Raw genomic sequence first — 15,667 nt, 5'->3', positions numbered from 1 at the left:
TTGCTAATGAAGGTTCTTGAGTTGACGCCATTGCCTGAATGACTGCTTGATTTAAGGGTAACGTTTTAACCATAAGGTCACTAACTCCTTAATATGTGTGTTCATAATTTGATTTTCCACGAAAGACATAATAGCAATAACCAGTATAAGTTAAAATGATTGGTAAAAGCGGTATTATAACAATGAGCATTAAAGATAAACTTGGCCCAGAAGCGGCTGCATCCAGAATGGTATATTGAAAAGGTATAATCCATGGGTAGATACTAATTCCTAAACCTAAATATCCCATAAAAAAAATAGCAATACTGAGAAAGAATGGACGGTACTCCCGTTTAGTATTCTGAAGATCAAACCACAGCATGAAAAATAGCCAAGATGTGAGTAATGGAATAGAAAATAAATAATAAAAATTTGGCATGCTAAACCAAAAGTTTTTAATACGTTCATTTAAAAATGGTGTCACTACACTCACTAGTCCCATGAAAATACCTACAAAACCAAGCGTATAAGAAGCAACCTTGCGTGCCCATTCTTGTGTTATATTTTCTGTCTTCATTATGAGCCATGTAGAACCTAAAAGTGCATATCCAAATATCACAGCAATGCCTGTCATTACACTAAAAGCACTTGCCCAATCAAATTGGCCACCAGAAAAGTTGCGTCCGTTTACTTCTACACCATGTATAAATGCACCTAAAATCATGCCTTGGCAAAATGCAGCACCAAGTGACCCAAAATGAAAGGCATAATCCCATAATCGCCTGTATTTTCCTTCTGCCTTAAAACGAAACTCAAAGGATACTCCGCGCACTATAAGGCCAAGCAGCATAATAATGATTGGAATATAAAAAGCAGGCATTAATATTGAATATGCAAGAGGAAAAGCAGCAAACAACCCTCCACCAACCAATACCAACCATGTTTCGTTTCCATCCCAAAATGGTGCAATTGAGCTTATCATGTGATCACGGCATTTATCTGACGGTGCAAAAGGAAGTAAAATACCAATACCTAAATCAAACCCATCCATTAAAATATACAGTAAAACAGCTATGGCAATTAGTAATCCCCAGATTAGGGGTAAATTAATTAAGGAAGAAAAATCAAACATGATTGTTGTCCTTTCCAGATGTACCAGCATCAATCACTGAAGCTCCAATACCGTGTTTATAAAATTGCTCTTCTTCTTTAATGACAGGAATTCCTTTGTATATAAGTTTCAGAATATAGTAACTACCTGCTCCAAATATAAGGGTATACATAACGATAAATGCAATCAAAGACCATGCAACCTGAGGACCGGTAATCGCAGATGAAAATGATTCAATTGTGCGCATAATTCCATATACAGTGTAAGGTTGACGGCCAATTTCAGTAGTAAACCAACCTGCAAGTAACGCTATGAACCCAGACGGCATCATTGATATCCACCATCCATGTAAGAAACAACTTTGGAATAATTTGCCACGAAGATACTGTATAACACTTACTGACCCAATTATGATCATTAAAATTCCAACTCCAACCATTATACGGAAGGACCAGAATACCCATACTACAGGTGGTCTATCTTCTTTTTTCCATTCCTTTAATCCTTTTACTTCTCCTAAAAAATCATGTGTTAAGATCAAGCTGGCAAGATTAGGAATTTTTATCTCGTAGTGATTAATTTCATTTTGCTGATCCGGATAAGCAAATAAAAGTAAGCCAGCCCCTTTTTCGGTTTCCCATATACCTTCCATTGCAGCAATCTTAGCAGGTTGATGCTTTAGTGTATTTAATCCATGCCTATCTCCCATGAACAGCTGAAATGGTGCAGCTAAAGCTACCATAATGGTTGCCATACCAAGCATAATTCTTGCTTGAGGAGCATGTCGTTTTCTCCAAAGATAAAATGCTCCTACACCACCAACCACAAAAGCTGTTGTAAGATAGGCTGCTGTTACCATATGAATAAAGCGATAAGGGAAAGAAGGATTAAAAATAATCTCTAACCAATTGGTTGGATATAGGAGACCATTCTCACCAATCGTGAATCCAGCGGGTGTTTGCATCCAACTGTTGGCCGCAATAATCCAAAAAGCTGAAATAAGCGTTCCCACTGCAACAATACAAGTAGAAGCAAAGTGCATACGAGAACTTACTCTATTCCATCCAAATAGCATAATACTCAAAAAAGATGCCTCCAGAAAAAAGGCTGTTAAAACCTCAAAGGAAAATAGAGGGCCGAGAACATTGGCTATGCGGTCAGAAAAAATCGACCAATTGGTACCAAGTTGATATGACATTACAACTCCAGATACCACTCCCATGCCAAAAGCAACGGCAAAAATCTTGATCCAGAATTTATAAACATCACGGAAACGTGTATCACCAGTCTTAAGCCAACGCCATTCCAAAAAGGCTAGAAAACTTGCAAGCCCGATCGTGAAAGCAGGAAATATAATGTGAAAGCCTATTGTGAAGGCAAACTGAATTCGAGCTAATAATAAAGGATCAAATTTAAACATTTTACCTAATACCCATGTATTACAAATAATAGCCAAATCTGCCTATAATTCAATCCATTTTTTCATAAAATTGACCTTACCCAGAAAAAGTAGAGAGAAAGTTAAGACGTTTTTGTCATGAGAATAAATTGTGCAGGAATACAACTGTTCTCCCTTGTCATACCGTCACGGTATCTCTAGATCCCGCTAACACGTAGCGGAATGACGATTGTCAGGCCAGCGCCCCTATGATGTCATCCCAGTGCTCCTTTTTTTGTCATCCCAGTGTCAGCTACTCGGATGACATCATCCTTTTTTTGGGATTCCAGCGTCACGCGCTGGAATGACACCTTCCGTATAAACATTAAGAAATTTACCAAGCGGAGAAAAAGGCAAAAGAAGCCCCGTGGTTGGCTAATTACTTACATTATACTTTCAAGTATGGCGTTTTTTTATTCTAAACGTTTAATAACCGCGATTCAGCTACTTTTAAACCGCAACTAATCTAAATTATAAACGTTAAGAAATTTACTAAACAGAAAAAAAGGCAAAAGAAACCCTAGGGTAGCTAGTTATTCACTATCCATTTTTTAAGTTGGCGTTTTTTTATGTTTTAAACGCTTTATAAGCGCGTTTCAGCTTATGTAGGTAGAAATTTTATAAGACATAAGGTGCACATAGTGCAAAAAATTAAGCATGAGACGCCAGATACGTGAGTTTTTTTGTCATTTAATCTGTACAGAGAAGATAAATAAATAGCTTCAGTTTCATGATAAGGGGGTTGGCGAAGGGTGTCAAGTAACTTTTGCATTTAATCCATTTCTATGGCTTATATAATAATCGTTATTGTAGTATAATTTAGAATAATGCAATAGATACCTAAATGTTTTAGCTATTAATTATATGTTGCACAAAAGCATATATTGCCCTACCATCCAAGTAGGTTAGAAATAAAGAGGTTTTTATGAGTTTTACTTTACCTGAATTACCATATGATAAAACAGCTTTAGAGCCTTACATATCTGCAAAAACTTTAGACTTTCATTATGATAAGCATCATAAAGGGTATTTAAATAAACTCAACGAGCTGGTTGAAAATACGGATTATCAGCATGTGAAAATTGAGGGATTAATAACAGAAGTTCATGGTAATAGCAGCAACTTGCCTATATTTAATAACGCAGCACAAGTTTGGAACCACACTTTTTATTGGAACTCAATGAAAAAAAATGGTGGTGGTAAGCCTAAAGATAGTAGTCTTTTAGCAAAAAAAATTCAGGACGATATCGGTGGCTTTGATAAATTTTATGAAGAATTTTCGAGTCATGGAGTAAGCCAGTTTGGCAGTGGATGGGTATGGTTAGTGCTCGAAAAAGGTAGGTTAGGAAAGCTCAAAATCACCAAGACTCCAAATGCAGATTTGCCAATAATTTATGGCCAAGTGCCACTACTCACTATGGATGTGTGGGAGCACGCCTATTATTTAGATTGTCAAAACCGTAGAATTGACTACATAAAAGTTTTCCTTGATCATTTGATTAATTGGGATTTTGCAGAAGAGAACTTAGAAGAATATATGAGATGAATATACCCCGGGTAACAAAATTAGATAATGGTCTGCGCATAATAACTGAGCAGGTGCGTGATATTGATTCCGTAGCTTTAAGCATACGAGTTGGTGTTGGCAGTAGAGCAGAAAGTGCAAAGCAAAATGGAATATCCCATTTTTTAGAACACATGGCTTTCAAAGGGACGAAGACAAGAACTGCCTTTGAAATTGCAAAAGCTTTTGATGACATAGGTGGGGTTTTCAACGCCAGCACTGGTAGGGAAAGCACCACCTATTATGCAAAAGTCCTCAAGAAAGACATAAAAACTGGTATTGATATATTAATAGATATATTGATGAATTCCACGTTTCCAGAAGATGAATTGGAACGTGAGAAGGGTGTTGTAATACAAGAGATTTTTCAAACTAATGATTCACCAAGTGACATTATTTTCGACAAATATTTTGAGGCAGCTTATAAAGACCAACCATTTGGTAGGTCAATCTTAGGCACGCAAAATACTGTAAAATCTTTTACTCGAGGAGATCTAGATAATTACATAAATGAGCATTACTTTGGTGAGAATATGCTATTTGCCGTTGCAGGAAATGTTGAACATGAAGAAGTTGTTGCATTAACCAAAGATTTTCTCTCAAAGATTCATTCTAAAAAGCTGAAAAAAAGCCAAAATGCGAGCTGTACTGGTGGTGAGTATTTAGAACATCGTAAATTAGATCAGGTACACTTGCTAATTGGTCTACCTAGTGTTTCTCGCCATGACGATAAATATCACACGTTTCAAGTGCTTGATTCTATATTAGGGAGCGGAATGTCATCACGTTTATTCCAGGAAGTAAGGGAAAAGCAGGGATTAGCTTACTCTGTTTATTCATTTAATTCCAGCTATACTAATACAGGAATGTTTTCCATTTTTGCTGGTACAGACAGTAGTAACTTAGATAAGCTTTTAAAATCTATAACGACAGAGTTGAAGAAGTTGTCTACAGATGATCTGAAGGAAGAAGAAGTAAATAGAGTGAAAGAGCGAGTAAAATCCCAAATTTTAATGTCACGCGAAAGTGTTAGCTCACGTGCTGAAACATTGGGACACTACTACGGTAACTATAATAGGTACATCAGTAAAAATGAATTAATAGAAAAAATTAGTGCAGTTACCACTGCTAACGTAAAAAAAGCAGCAGAAGAATTGTTATCTCAGCATGAAAAAACCACTCTAGCTGCAATTGGAGAAATTGAATCATTACCAAGTTACGATAAAGTGGTTTCTATGCTTAAAGCTTAGCGCATTCTATTACATTAATTTGGCTACTTTACAATTGAAGCGGTGTGCTGTGAACTACACGCTTCTTTTATATTGCTTCTAGGAGGAGATGATGATACTTGACCTTGAGGTGTAGTGCTGCTTGCAGGATTCAAGTTTATATTTTTCTTTTGCTGAGGATAATTCCATGCTTCTTCACGAGTCTGAAATATAGGCTCTCCATTATTGTAGTTTCCTCTTACAGAGTTTGAGTTTATGTCTTTCTTTTGCTGAGGATAATTCCATGCTTCTTCACGAGTCTGAAATATAGGCTCCCCATCATTATAGTTTGAGTTTATATTTTCCTTTTGCGAACCAGCGTTCAATAATTTCGATATCTCTCGCCCTAGCTGATCACCTTTATAATTATTGTTAAGATCTTTGATTTTCTCCTCACCCAATTCCATTATTCGAATTAGAGAGGTATCAATAAAATCCGTTTTTATTTTGTCAATATCTATCGATTTATTACCATAAATCGTAATTTCACTTTTACCTTTTTCACTATTCACATCATAGCCTTGCTCTTTAACTCCTGTTATTACTTCCTTCTTTAATAATCTATGAATAGTATTTATTATTTTTTGACCACAATCTTGAAAAAATCTCTGATTGTCTCAAATGCCTCTAATAAGGAGATGGTTTCAGTATGTGCGTATTTTTTACCTAGTGGTGGCTCTTCAGCATTCTGGTGTATAGATTCTATTTGCTGAGGGTCAAGCATCATTGCATGACGTTTTGAGCGTGTTGGTTGTGCTTTGGATGATGACATGTCTTTAATATCTTGTTTTTTACTCTCATCATCAACAACCACACCATCACTTGATTTCCTTTTTTTAGTAGGTAATGATGGTGGCTCCTCATTATTCTGGGATACTGCATTTAAATTCTTAAGTTTAGGAGGTAATTGTGGTGGCTTTTCTTCAGGTGATTGTCTCTGAGTGTCTTGAAGATTTTGGTATATAGGTTCTTCTTTCCTTAAATTTTCATAAATTGGTTCTTGTACCAAGTTAGCATTGACAAACTCCTGTACTCTTTCTAGATAACCAACATTTTTGTCCTCTTTAGGTACTTGAACGCCTTCAAATTTAATATTGTTTATATCTTCAACACTCAGCCCATTTTCTTTAAGCCATCCCCCTCTTTTGCTCATTGATGCAACAAACTCATTAATCTTTTGAATATTTTTTACATCATCATCAACTAGCATGACAGTTTTTGGCAACTCACCGTGTTTATTCTTATACTTCACAATTGCCTCACAGATGTGCAAATTCTTTCCGACTTGACTTTGTTGTTCTCTAACATCTAACTCTTGCAACTGATTATCATAATCTCCTGGAAACCCACCAAATACAGAAATGCTACCTGTTTGTTCTTCAAATAAACCCAAGTGATCCTTTACAACCTCTTTTACAGCATCCGGATATTTTGTATATGATGCAATATTAACTTCTATTCCACTTGAAAGTGCAGATTGCAGTACAGATTTTAACCCCTCTTTATTTTTTATTCCGTCTGTATTTTCTAGAAAATTTTTTATGTCGTTATCAGTTGCTGCATTATTTTGAGTAGAATTAAAGTCACTTTTGCTTAACCTAGAAAGAGCATTGTGCATGTGCCCATTAGTAATAGTATTATCAAAGTCAAATATTAATAGAACATTATTTTTTATATTCATATCTTTATCTCTAACATTTACAAATTCAAGACAAAGGCTAACATTAATAGATTAATTATTTATTATAGCACTTCTGAAGGAAAAATAATAAAAGGAAGAGTTAACAGAATAGACTTCTTGCATAACCCAAACTAAGTAGAAAAAAGGTATAGCTATACCGCCGCGGTATCTCTAGATCCCGCTGGGATGACGATTGTCGTTTAGCCATAAATATTAAGGAATTTACCAAATGAAAAAAAAGGCAAAAGAAGCCCCGTGGTGGTTAGCTATTCACTATGTACTAAAATATCGGCGTTTTTTTTATTCTAAAACGCTTGATTAAGAGCGATTTAGCTGCTTTTAACTTGCAACTAACCTACACCGCAAGTGTTTAAGAAATTTACCAAGCAGGAAAAAAGGCAAAGAAACCCTAGGGTAGCTAGTATTCAAATTCTCCCTTGTCAATTTGACGTTTTTTGCTGTCTTAAACGCTTTGTAAGCGCGTTTCGGCTTATATAGGTAAAAACCCAGAAATTTTTAAGGACATGCGATGCACGTAGTGCGAAAAATTAAACATGAGACGCCAAATACCCTAAGTTTTTTGTCATTAACCTGCACAGATTGCGAAGATAAATAAATAGCTTCAGTACCATGATAAGGGGGCTGGCGGAGTTTGTCAAGTAAGTTTTTTCGTTTCTATTTCCAATAAAAGTTCGTTATATGGTTATGCAAGAAGTCTAATGAAGAAAAGACTTAAAGAGAGGCCAAATCAAAGTGCAATGGTATTTCACTAATCCAATTATTTTTCTCCTGATCTAGCCTATCATCTAATATTGCCTGCCTTATTGATGCCATTAACTTATTCATAAAGAAAATATTATGAATGGTAACGAGCGTGTAAGCCAGGAGCTCTTTAGCTTTCAGTAAATGGTGTATATAAGCTCTTGAATGTTTTCTGCAGGTAAAACATAAACAGTCACTTTCAATTGGGTTATCGTCCAGCTCGAATTGTTGATTTCGCAAATTGATATGCTCTTTGCACTTTGAAGAAATAGAATCTCTATTTTTTACTTTAATCAGCGCACCACCATGCCTTGCTAAACGGGTTGGATGCACGCAATCAAACGTATCAATTCCAAGACTAACTCCGCGAAAGATGTCCACAATTCCACCAATACCAAGCAAATGAGTAGGCCTGTCTTTTTTCAAGTGGTCCATAGTGAAAGAAACTACATCGTACATCTGCTCTTTACTTTGACCAAGTGATCCACCTATTGCTTGACCGAAAAATGGTAAATTGTTGATAAAATCACAACTTTCTCTACGCAGATCGTGATATATTCCGCCTTGACTAATTCCATACAGTGCCTGCTTGCCATTATTGTTTTTTTCAAATTCATTTAAAGAACGTTCAGCCCATCTGTGGCTCATGAGCATTGATTTTGCTGTGTATTCTTTGCTTACGTGAAATGGAGTGCATTCATCTAAAACTAGGATTAAATCTGCACCTAATTTCTGTTGAATTTGTACAGATTTTTCAGGAGTTAAGCAATAAATTTTACCATTAATGTAAGAACGGAAAATTGCCCCATCCTCATTAATTTTGATCAAAGTTTTTTGTTTTTTTCTTATTCCTTTTATCTCTTCCGAAACTGATCCGTGGCCTAAGCTAAATATCTGATATCCACCTGAGTCAGTTAGCATTGGCCCATTCCATCCTATCATCTTGCGCAAACCACCAAGTTTTGCAACAGTATTCTCTCCTGGTTGAAGCATTAGGTGATAGGTGTTGGAAAGTATGATTTGGGTACCAGCTTCACTTATTCTTTCAATATCTGCAGCTTTAATTGCAGCTTTTGTTGCGCAGAATATAAAAGCGGGGGTTTCTACGCTTCCATTTGGAGTTTTAATTGTTCCAACTCTTGCAGAACCTGATTGCTTGATTCTCTTGAATGAAAATTCTTCTTTCATCTATTTGCCTGAAAGTTCTGTTATGATGTTTTCTACTTTCTCAGGAGTAAGATTTTCATAGAAGTCATTATTGATCTGCACAACGGGAGCATTAACGCATGCACCTAGGCATTCAACTTCTTTTAAAGTGAACAAATTATCTTTAGTAGTCTCACCGATATTGATTCCAAGTTTTTTTTTAAAGGTATTTAAAACTTCTTCACTATTGCACAACCAGCAAGGAGTTGTTCTACAAATTTGTATTAGATATTTGCCTACTGGTTTTAAATTATACATGGTGTAAAAATTTGCCACTTCATATACACGAATATGTGGAATATGCAGCATATCAGCAACATAACGCATAGCAGATTCAGAAACCCATCCGCATTGCTCTTGAACCAGATATAGTAAAGGCATAACAGCACTACCTTCTCTACCTTTGGGATACATCTCTATAAACTTTCCCGCTTTCTTGAGGTTTTCTGATGTAAAACTAAACTGCTCTTCTTTTTCTATCATTCATGAGACTCGTGTAAACTTTAACAGATTATACCTGTAGAACCAATGATTGCAATTGTTGGTTTTTTGAGAAATAGCATAAAGCTTCTTAGCCCTCTTCAAGCTTATATTTACCTTTTAGTATAAAATATTATATTAATTTTTTAATTTTAGTTAAAATTTTCATTGACATTAACACACAGGAGTAATCATAATAGCATTTTATTAATATTTTAAATAAAATTATGTCTATATTAAGAAGATTGCTCGGGATCAACTCAAATACACCGGAAATTAAAGAAGCGATAGGTTTTAATCCAACAAACGTAGAATTAATTGAGGGGAATGGAGTTGCTTACGGACTCAGCTATCAAGATAATGGTAATGGGAGCAGTAAAGTAAAATTACTTATTAGTCCATTATATCAATCAAAAACATACGAATGTGGTACAAATATCAGCGTAGCAAATGAATTCAAAGATCAATTATCTCTCACATTAATAGAAGATTCAGCTGAAATAGATAAAGTTGGAGTTATCTTTCCTGAAGAAGGAATTAGCGAAGAAGGAGAAAAATGCGTTAAAGGCTTATCTTTTAACACTTACGGAATTAAACAATCAGTTAATACTCCTTCAGTTGAACATTTAGATAAAAGAAAATTACAAAAGAATATTGATAATAATAGTCTTGCAAATGTGGGCAATAGTTACTTTCAACCAAGAGCAGTGAAAGTTGGTAATGGTGACGTAATTGTAATCGCCCATAACTTAAAGGATCAAACTTTAGTTTCTTGGTACTTAAAGTCAAGCGAGAGCGGAAAATTTAAGGTATTGACTGGAGAAAAAGGTGTTACAGAAAGAAAATTGTTCAATTTTGATAATCAGGGGCAATTGGCATTAAATGGAAACACGATGCTTTATTCGCAAGTGAGCAAAAGGATTACTAAGGAAAATCAAGAGGTGAGAAAAACACGTATTTTTAAATTTGATATGGCTAAAGTGATTCAGGGTCTGAAGGATGGAGTTAATGGCTTTTTACTTGGTAATCGAAAAGGTCAAATAGATAATAAAGCACTATCTCTTTCTAGAGAACATGAAATAAGCTTTTTGCAGTATGTTGAACAAACGGAAGGAAATGATCTAGTTGCTTTTCTTGAAAATGACCAATCAGCTAATGAGCAGAGGTTACATATAGCAACTCTACTTAAAAATGGATCAGTGTCAGATTTTCCTATCTATCAATTTACAGATCCTATAGAGCAATTATATATTAAGGGCAACGGTCAGGGTGGTTTTATCGTAACTGCGGTAAGTGGAGAAAATATTGTAACTTTTAATCAAAACGGCTCTGGAAAATCTTCTGAAGCAACAATAATACCGGCAAATAGCATCAAAACTCTCAGTGATTTTGTTAATATCATTAACGGTCGATTAACGCCAGATATTATTTCTAGTAGTACCGTGGCTCCTATAACTGTTGCAGAAACGGTTGTGACTTCTAAGAAAACGCCGACTGCTGCAATTACTAGCACAGCAGAAACCGACGCTGTGAAGACTACTAAATTGACAACGGAAGCCGTTGCACCTACTTCTACAATAAGTAAACCTTCAACGGAGTCAACGACAGTAGCAAAAACAACTACTACTTCACAAGCGACCACGGTTGCTACAACGTCAACTAGTGTGCCGATAGTAACTTCAGGGACTGAGACAAGTACTGTAAAACCTACAGCAGCGACTGGTGCGTCGACTTCTACGATGAGTAAACCTTCAACAGAGTCAACGACTCAAACAAGCACAGTAACAGTGGAACCAACTGCGCCAACAACAAGCTCAGAGAAAACTACACAAACAGTATTTAGTATACCAAGTACTAGAACAAAAGAGTCAACAACTCCTATATTCACCACGACTTTACTTCCTCAGTCTACTTCTTCACCACAACCTACTCAACTTGCTATAGGGTCTAATAAGGCAGGAATGATAGGGGGATCTTTGGTTGGAGCAATAGGTATTGTTGGAATTATAGGATTCATAGCATATAGATATGTTAAGGGTCGTAATGCTGCTTCTGTATTAGAACTAACTGATTTGGGTTATAGAAGGCGATCATCTTCAAGTAGCGATGAAGAAATTTTTACCACTGGTAACAGAATGCGAACTATATATCAATCTGAAACAGTGCTAAATAGTATATCAGTAGAAAGTAGTAGTCGATCAAGAAGTAGCTCATCGTCTTCAAGCGGTGGACCAGGCTCTTGACTAACTGAAGCGGAGTCTAAAAGTGAAAAAAGCTTATCTTGGGATAGTGATGATGTGCCGGAATATCACCTTTAGCTATTTGTCTAAATGTTTTTAATATGTAGACTGTTAGGAAATTGTCTTTTGCTTTTGTGATTTTCATGTTAAAGTATAATTCCTAGGTGAAATAAGTAGCTGCTGTTGTGTGATAAACATAGCAGAGGAAAGTCCGGGCTCCAAGGAAAAATAGTGACGGGTAATGCCCGCCGGAGGTAACTCCAGTTATAGGGCTACAGAAAATTACCGCCTAAAATATTTTTAGGTAAGGGTGAAAAGGTGTGGTAAGAGCACACCATGGCAATGGCAACATTGGTAGTCGAGTAACCAACACTAGGAGCAAGATTAAATAGAAGTAGATTTTATGTTTTCCTCATATCTACTCGGGTAAATCGCATGCGGTAAATGGTAACATTTACTCCAGATAAATAGCTACATAAACAGAACTCGGCTTATATTTCACCTAGGCGTTCACATGATACGTGCGATATAAGCCATGCTATATTTAAATGTGTAGGCATTTCATGCGTTGTCCTTCACTTGTTCTGCTTGATAGCCATCACTACTTTCGCCTACATTAACATTAGAATATTCATCATCATCAATATACTCTTTCAGAACATACCCTCTGCCCCAAACGGTTTCTATGTGGCTTTTTCCATCATTTGCACTTTCAAGTTTCTTACGTAATTTGCACATAAAAACATCAACTATCTTGTTATCTGAAGGTTCATCTAAGCCATTGTAAAGATGATTTAAGAACATTTCTTTTGTTAATACTGTTCCTTTACGCAGTGCTAGCAATTCTATCATAGAATACTCTTTATTAGTAAGGTGAACCGTTTTACCTTTCACCTCAACAATCCTGTGATCAAAATTGATATTTATATTACCAATCTTTATCACCGATTCAGGATGGCCTTTAGTACGACGCACTATGGCCTTAATTCGAGCTAATAACTCACTTTTATGAAATGGTTTGGTTAAGTAATCATCGGCACCATACCCGAGTCCTTTAGCTTTGTGATTGACAGCGGATATACATGAAAGTATTAAGACAGGAACTTTGATTTTTGCACTTCTTAGTCTTAGCAATATATCATATCCGTCAATATCACCAGGCAAGTGTATATCTAAAATAACTAGGTCATAGTAATCTCCGTTTGAGGAAACCATATTATTGTTATAATCTTGTGCAGAAGTAACAACGTCACAGAAATGTCCATCAGAAGTTAAGGCGTTAACCACAGTCTTTGCACTTACTTGATCATCTTCAATTAATAATATACGCATATTTTACACCCCATAAATAATTTATAATTTTAGTAATATATATAACTAAGGAAAGTAATAAATCAAATTTTTATTAACAAATGATCAAAATTACACTTATTAATTAATAGTAAATATATTGTTCCAAAGTTATATAAATAGATCTAAAATATAATAGACATACCATGATAGTAATAATATTTTTAGTAAATATTGAATTAAAGTTACTATTATTAAAAGAATACTTCGGTTAATAAATATTTAACTATTCTATATGTCTGTGTTATATTTTTAATTTACTTATCCTACTATTTTAAAGTATAAGTAATATTTTCAGGAATATTGTGTGGCAATATCAATTTTAGGTGCTGGTGCATGGGGTACAGCAATCGCAATTTCATTAGGTAGTAAGAAAGATGTGATTTTGTGGACTCGCAATGAAACTACATTTGAATCAATCAACGGGAAAAGAGAAAGTGACAAGCTACCCGGTTGTCGAATTTCTGATAATGTGTCAGTAAAATTGGCTATTGAAGACACAATTAATGCTTCAGTAACAATCCTCGCTGTTCCCACTCAGTCTCTGAGGAAGGTATGTCAGCAATTGCATAATTGTAATCTGAAAAAAGATGTAGCAATAATTTTAGCTTGTAAGGGAATAGAAAAGTCTACATTAAAATTACCTAGTGAAATAGTAAATGAAATTTTACCTAACAATCCTATTGCTATTTTTTCAGGTCCTAGCTTTGCTGTAGAAGTTGCAAGAAAATTACCCTATTCAATGGTTCTTGCATGCCAAAATAACACATTAGGTTCAAAGCTAGTATCAGAGCTGCAACAAGAAAATGTTAAATTGGAGTTTAGTAACGACATTATAGGAGTACAGATTTGTGCAGCGTTAAAGAACGTTTTTGCTATAGCGTGTGGGATTGTTCTAGGTAGTAAACTTGGGTTTAATGCTCATGCAGCATTGATTACGAAAAGTATGAGCGAAATTAAGGCTTTATACTCAGCAAAAATTGGTGACGGTAGTGTGGATATAAATACACTACTTGGGCCAGCATGTCTGGGTGACCTAATTATGACATGCACATCCTTGAATTCAAGAAACTTATCTTTTGGGTTTAAAATAGGTAATAGTGATAATGGCTTTAATGTTCAGCAGATTTTGTCAGAAGGCAAGTCAGTGATTGAAGGTTTTAGCACTGCTGAGTCCATATTTAATTTAGCAGGAAAGCTAAAGATAAAAATGCCTATATGTGAAGCGGTCTATAGATTATTGTATGAAAGCGCCTCTATAGAGGATACTATTTCTGTTCTTATAAGTTAATTTTGTATTTGGATATATTGTGAAATTTTTATATAAATTAATATCAACGTGGTGGCTGTCTGGAACAGTAAAAAAAATGCCAGGTACTGTGGGTAGTTTGGCTTCTTTTCCGCTTGTTCCTGTAATCCTGAGCAACAAAATTTTAGGTGCAGCAATTATTTCTTTTTTATTCTTAATTGGATTATGGTCTACAGGTAATTATATAAAACATTACAAGACTTCATGTGATCCAAAAGAGGTAGTAATTGACGAAGTGGTTGGTCAATTGCTGACGATACTTTTAGTTTCGATATTGTTAAGCCAAGAGATGAATTATTCTTCATTGTTGTTGTGCTTTTTTTCTTTTAGGTTTTTTGATATAATAAAAACGTGGCCTATAAATTTAATCGATAAAAATACCAAAGGTCCTTTAGGTATTATGCTAGATGACGTTATAGCTGCAATTTTAGCCTGTGTTCTTATAGGAGCCTTTTATTGTTTATTGTTGGTGTATGCAGGATAAAAAAATTTATTATTCAAGCTTAATTGTTCAAAATCTAAAGGATTATATACTGTACACAGCGAATTTATCTGAGTGGGAAGTACACGATGAATTTGATAACATCATATTTACAATAAATGGTACCAGGGAGTCATTATTTAATTTTGTGTTCTGTGGAGATCAATGTACCGAGCTTTCTATACAAAAAACTCTAGATTATCTCAGAACAAGAGATATAGAAGCAACATGGGTAATAAATTCACATATGAAAATAAGAGATATTTTAGAAAAGTGTGAAATAAAACACGTTAGCACACCAAAAAAAGCTTTACTTAATATGAAAAATTACTTTTTACCTGCTGATGTTATTCCAAACTTGAGGTTAAATGCTGTGAATGGTAGCAACCTCTTAGAACAGTTAGATCTACACACTTCTAAAATTTTTTATCATGGCGTTGGAATTGTCAGCACATTTTTTCGCGGATTATCAAATTATGATGATAAGAACTCAAGATTAAGATTTTTTCTTGTAACACTAAATAATGAAATTATTGGGACATGCGGTCTTTATGTTCAAGATAGCGTAGCTGGTTTTTATAGTGATGGAGTTTTACCAATTTACAGGAATCGTGGAATAGGTACCCAAATGGTTTTAGAAAGAATAAAGATAGCTAAACAGCTTGAATGCAAATATATAGTAGCACATTGTATGAAATCTTCTGTGAACCTTTATAAGAGATTGGGCTTTCAAATGTTAGGCAATCTTTACTTATATACCTCTTCAGCATAATTCTGAGCGGTTACAAATTTTTACAT

At 35.1% G+C, this 15,667-nt stretch carries 13 protein-coding genes and 1 other RNA gene; 7 read left to right on the top strand and 7 right to left on the bottom strand.

The window, feature by feature from the left end; translation table 11 throughout:
- Positions 1 to 88 precede the first annotated feature (88 nt).
- Complete coding sequence (gene cydB, locus ABWU32_RS06595; protein ID WP_015589177.1) at positions 89 to 1,111, bottom strand: cytochrome d ubiquinol oxidase subunit II; 1,023 nt, start codon at positions 1,109 to 1,111, stop codon at positions 89 to 91.
- A complete protein-coding gene (locus ABWU32_RS06590; protein ID WP_353278601.1) occupies positions 1,104 to 2,510 on the bottom strand; it encodes a cytochrome ubiquinol oxidase subunit I in 1,407 nt (468 codons plus the stop codon). Before ABWU32_RS06590 ends, cydB begins: the two co-directional genes overlap by 8 nt.
- Before the next feature lie 943 nt (positions 2,511 to 3,453).
- Here ABWU32_RS06590 and ABWU32_RS06585 point away from each other — a divergent pair.
- Together ABWU32_RS06585 and ABWU32_RS06580 are read left to right on the top strand one after the other, a co-directional pair.
- Positions 3,454 to 4,074 (top strand): superoxide dismutase, encoded by a 621-nt coding sequence (locus ABWU32_RS06585; protein ID WP_197907379.1) that lies wholly within the window; start codon positions 3,454 to 3,456, stop codon positions 4,072 to 4,074.
- Entirely contained in the window at positions 4,071 to 5,342 is a 1,272-nt protein-coding gene (locus tag ABWU32_RS06580) for a M16 family metallopeptidase (RefSeq protein ID WP_010962800.1), read from the top strand. Before ABWU32_RS06585 ends, ABWU32_RS06580 begins: the two co-directional genes overlap by 4 nt.
- Positions 5,343 to 5,365: 23 nt before the next feature.
- Here the strand turns inward: ABWU32_RS06580 and ABWU32_RS06575 are convergent, their stop codons facing one another.
- The 4 genes from ABWU32_RS06575 to nuoE all read right to left on the bottom strand — a co-directional run bounded on the left by ABWU32_RS06575 (position 5,366) and on the right by nuoE (position 9,492).
- Positions 5,366 to 5,872 (bottom strand): hypothetical protein, encoded by a 507-nt coding sequence (locus ABWU32_RS06575; protein WP_285520202.1) that lies wholly within the window; start codon positions 5,870 to 5,872, stop codon positions 5,366 to 5,368.
- Between the two features lie 65 nt (positions 5,873 to 5,937).
- On the bottom strand, positions 5,938 to 7,041 hold the full coding sequence (locus ABWU32_RS06570) for a hypothetical protein (RefSeq protein ID WP_353278598.1): 1,104 nt from the start codon (positions 7,039 to 7,041) through the stop codon (positions 5,938 to 5,940).
- Positions 7,042 to 7,773: 732 nt separating this feature from the next.
- Complete coding sequence (gene tgt / locus ABWU32_RS06565; protein ID WP_015589173.1) at positions 7,774 to 8,991, bottom strand: tRNA guanosine(34) transglycosylase Tgt; 1,218 nt, start codon at positions 8,989 to 8,991, stop codon at positions 7,774 to 7,776.
- Positions 8,992 to 9,492 carry an NADH-quinone oxidoreductase subunit NuoE gene (nuoE, locus tag ABWU32_RS06560; protein ID WP_010962799.1) on the bottom strand — a complete coding sequence of 167 codons (501 nt, stop codon included), beginning with the start codon at positions 9,490 to 9,492 and terminating at the stop codon, positions 8,992 to 8,994.
- A 224-nt stretch (positions 9,493 to 9,716) separates the two neighbouring features.
- Between nuoE and ABWU32_RS06555 the strand changes: the two genes are divergently transcribed.
- Both ABWU32_RS06555 and rnpB read left to right on the top strand, forming a co-directional pair.
- Positions 9,717 to 11,732, top strand: coding sequence for a hypothetical protein (locus ABWU32_RS06555; protein ID WP_015589172.1), 2,016 nt, complete (start codon positions 9,717 to 9,719; stop codon positions 11,730 to 11,732).
- A 157-nt stretch (positions 11,733 to 11,889) separates the two neighbouring features.
- Positions 11,890 to 12,239, top strand: an RNA gene (gene rnpB, locus ABWU32_RS06550) — RNase P RNA component class A.
- Positions 12,240 to 12,290: 51 nt separating this feature from the next.
- Here rnpB and ABWU32_RS06545 read toward each other — a convergent pair.
- Entirely contained in the window at positions 12,291 to 13,061 is a 771-nt protein-coding gene (locus ABWU32_RS06545; protein ID WP_006280099.1) for a response regulator transcription factor, read from the bottom strand.
- Positions 13,062 to 13,386: 325 nt separating this feature from the next.
- Here ABWU32_RS06545 and ABWU32_RS06540 point away from each other — a divergent pair, with 325 nt between their 5' ends.
- From ABWU32_RS06540 to ABWU32_RS06530, 3 genes are read left to right on the top strand one after another with little or no spacing between them, the layout of a single operon-like run.
- Positions 13,387 to 14,370 (top strand): NAD(P)H-dependent glycerol-3-phosphate dehydrogenase, encoded by a 984-nt coding sequence (locus tag ABWU32_RS06540; protein ID WP_006280098.1) that lies wholly within the window; start codon positions 13,387 to 13,389, stop codon positions 14,368 to 14,370.
- A gap of 19 nt (positions 14,371 to 14,389) precedes the next feature.
- Complete coding sequence (locus tag ABWU32_RS06535) at positions 14,390 to 14,872, top strand: phosphatidylglycerophosphatase A (RefSeq protein WP_141457025.1); 483 nt, start codon at positions 14,390 to 14,392, stop codon at positions 14,870 to 14,872.
- The gene (locus tag ABWU32_RS06530) at positions 14,862 to 15,641 is read left to right on the top strand and encodes a GNAT family N-acetyltransferase (RefSeq protein WP_006280097.1); all 780 of its coding nucleotides are present in this window, start codon (positions 14,862 to 14,864) and stop codon (positions 15,639 to 15,641) included. Before ABWU32_RS06535 ends, ABWU32_RS06530 begins: the two co-directional genes overlap by 11 nt.
- The last annotated feature ends 26 nt before the right edge of the window (positions 15,642 to 15,667 follow it).

The sequence above is a fragment of the Wolbachia endosymbiont (group A) of Udea olivalis genome, from assembly GCF_964028365.1.
Lineage (GTDB): Bacteria > Pseudomonadota > Alphaproteobacteria > Rickettsiales > Anaplasmataceae > Wolbachia > Wolbachia pipientis.
The sequence above is the reverse complement of the archived record's forward strand: the minus strand, read 5'-3'. Positions and strand labels throughout refer to the sequence as shown.

Excerpts from the sequence above, each read along its gene's own strand:
- cydB (WP_015589177.1), bottom strand. The coding sequence starts at position 1,111 with ATGTTTGATTTTTCTTCCTTAATTAATTTACCCCTAATCTGGGGATTA.
- ABWU32_RS06590 (WP_353278601.1), bottom strand. The coding sequence starts at position 2,510 with ATGTTTAAATTTGATCCTTTATTATTAGCTCGAATTCAGTTTGCCTTC.
- ABWU32_RS06585 (WP_197907379.1), top strand. The coding sequence starts at position 3,454 with ATGAGTTTTACTTTACCTGAATTACCATATGATAAAACAGCTTTAGAG.
- ABWU32_RS06580 (WP_010962800.1), top strand. The coding sequence starts at position 4,071 with ATGAATATACCCCGGGTAACAAAATTAGATAATGGTCTGCGCATAATA.
- ABWU32_RS06570 (WP_353278598.1), bottom strand. The coding sequence starts at position 7,041 with ATGAATATAAAAAATAATGTTCTATTAATATTTGACTTTGATAATACT.
- tgt (WP_015589173.1), bottom strand. The coding sequence starts at position 8,991 with ATGAAAGAAGAATTTTCATTCAAGAGAATCAAGCAATCAGGTTCTGCA.
- nuoE (WP_010962799.1), bottom strand. The coding sequence starts at position 9,492 with ATGATAGAAAAAGAAGAGCAGTTTAGTTTTACATCAGAAAACCTCAAG.
- ABWU32_RS06555 (WP_015589172.1), top strand. The coding sequence starts at position 9,717 with ATGTCTATATTAAGAAGATTGCTCGGGATCAACTCAAATACACCGGAA.
- ABWU32_RS06545 (WP_006280099.1), bottom strand. The coding sequence starts at position 13,061 with ATGCGTATATTATTAATTGAAGATGATCAAGTAAGTGCAAAGACTGTG.
- ABWU32_RS06530 (WP_006280097.1), top strand. The coding sequence starts at position 14,862 with ATGCAGGATAAAAAAATTTATTATTCAAGCTTAATTGTTCAAAATCTA.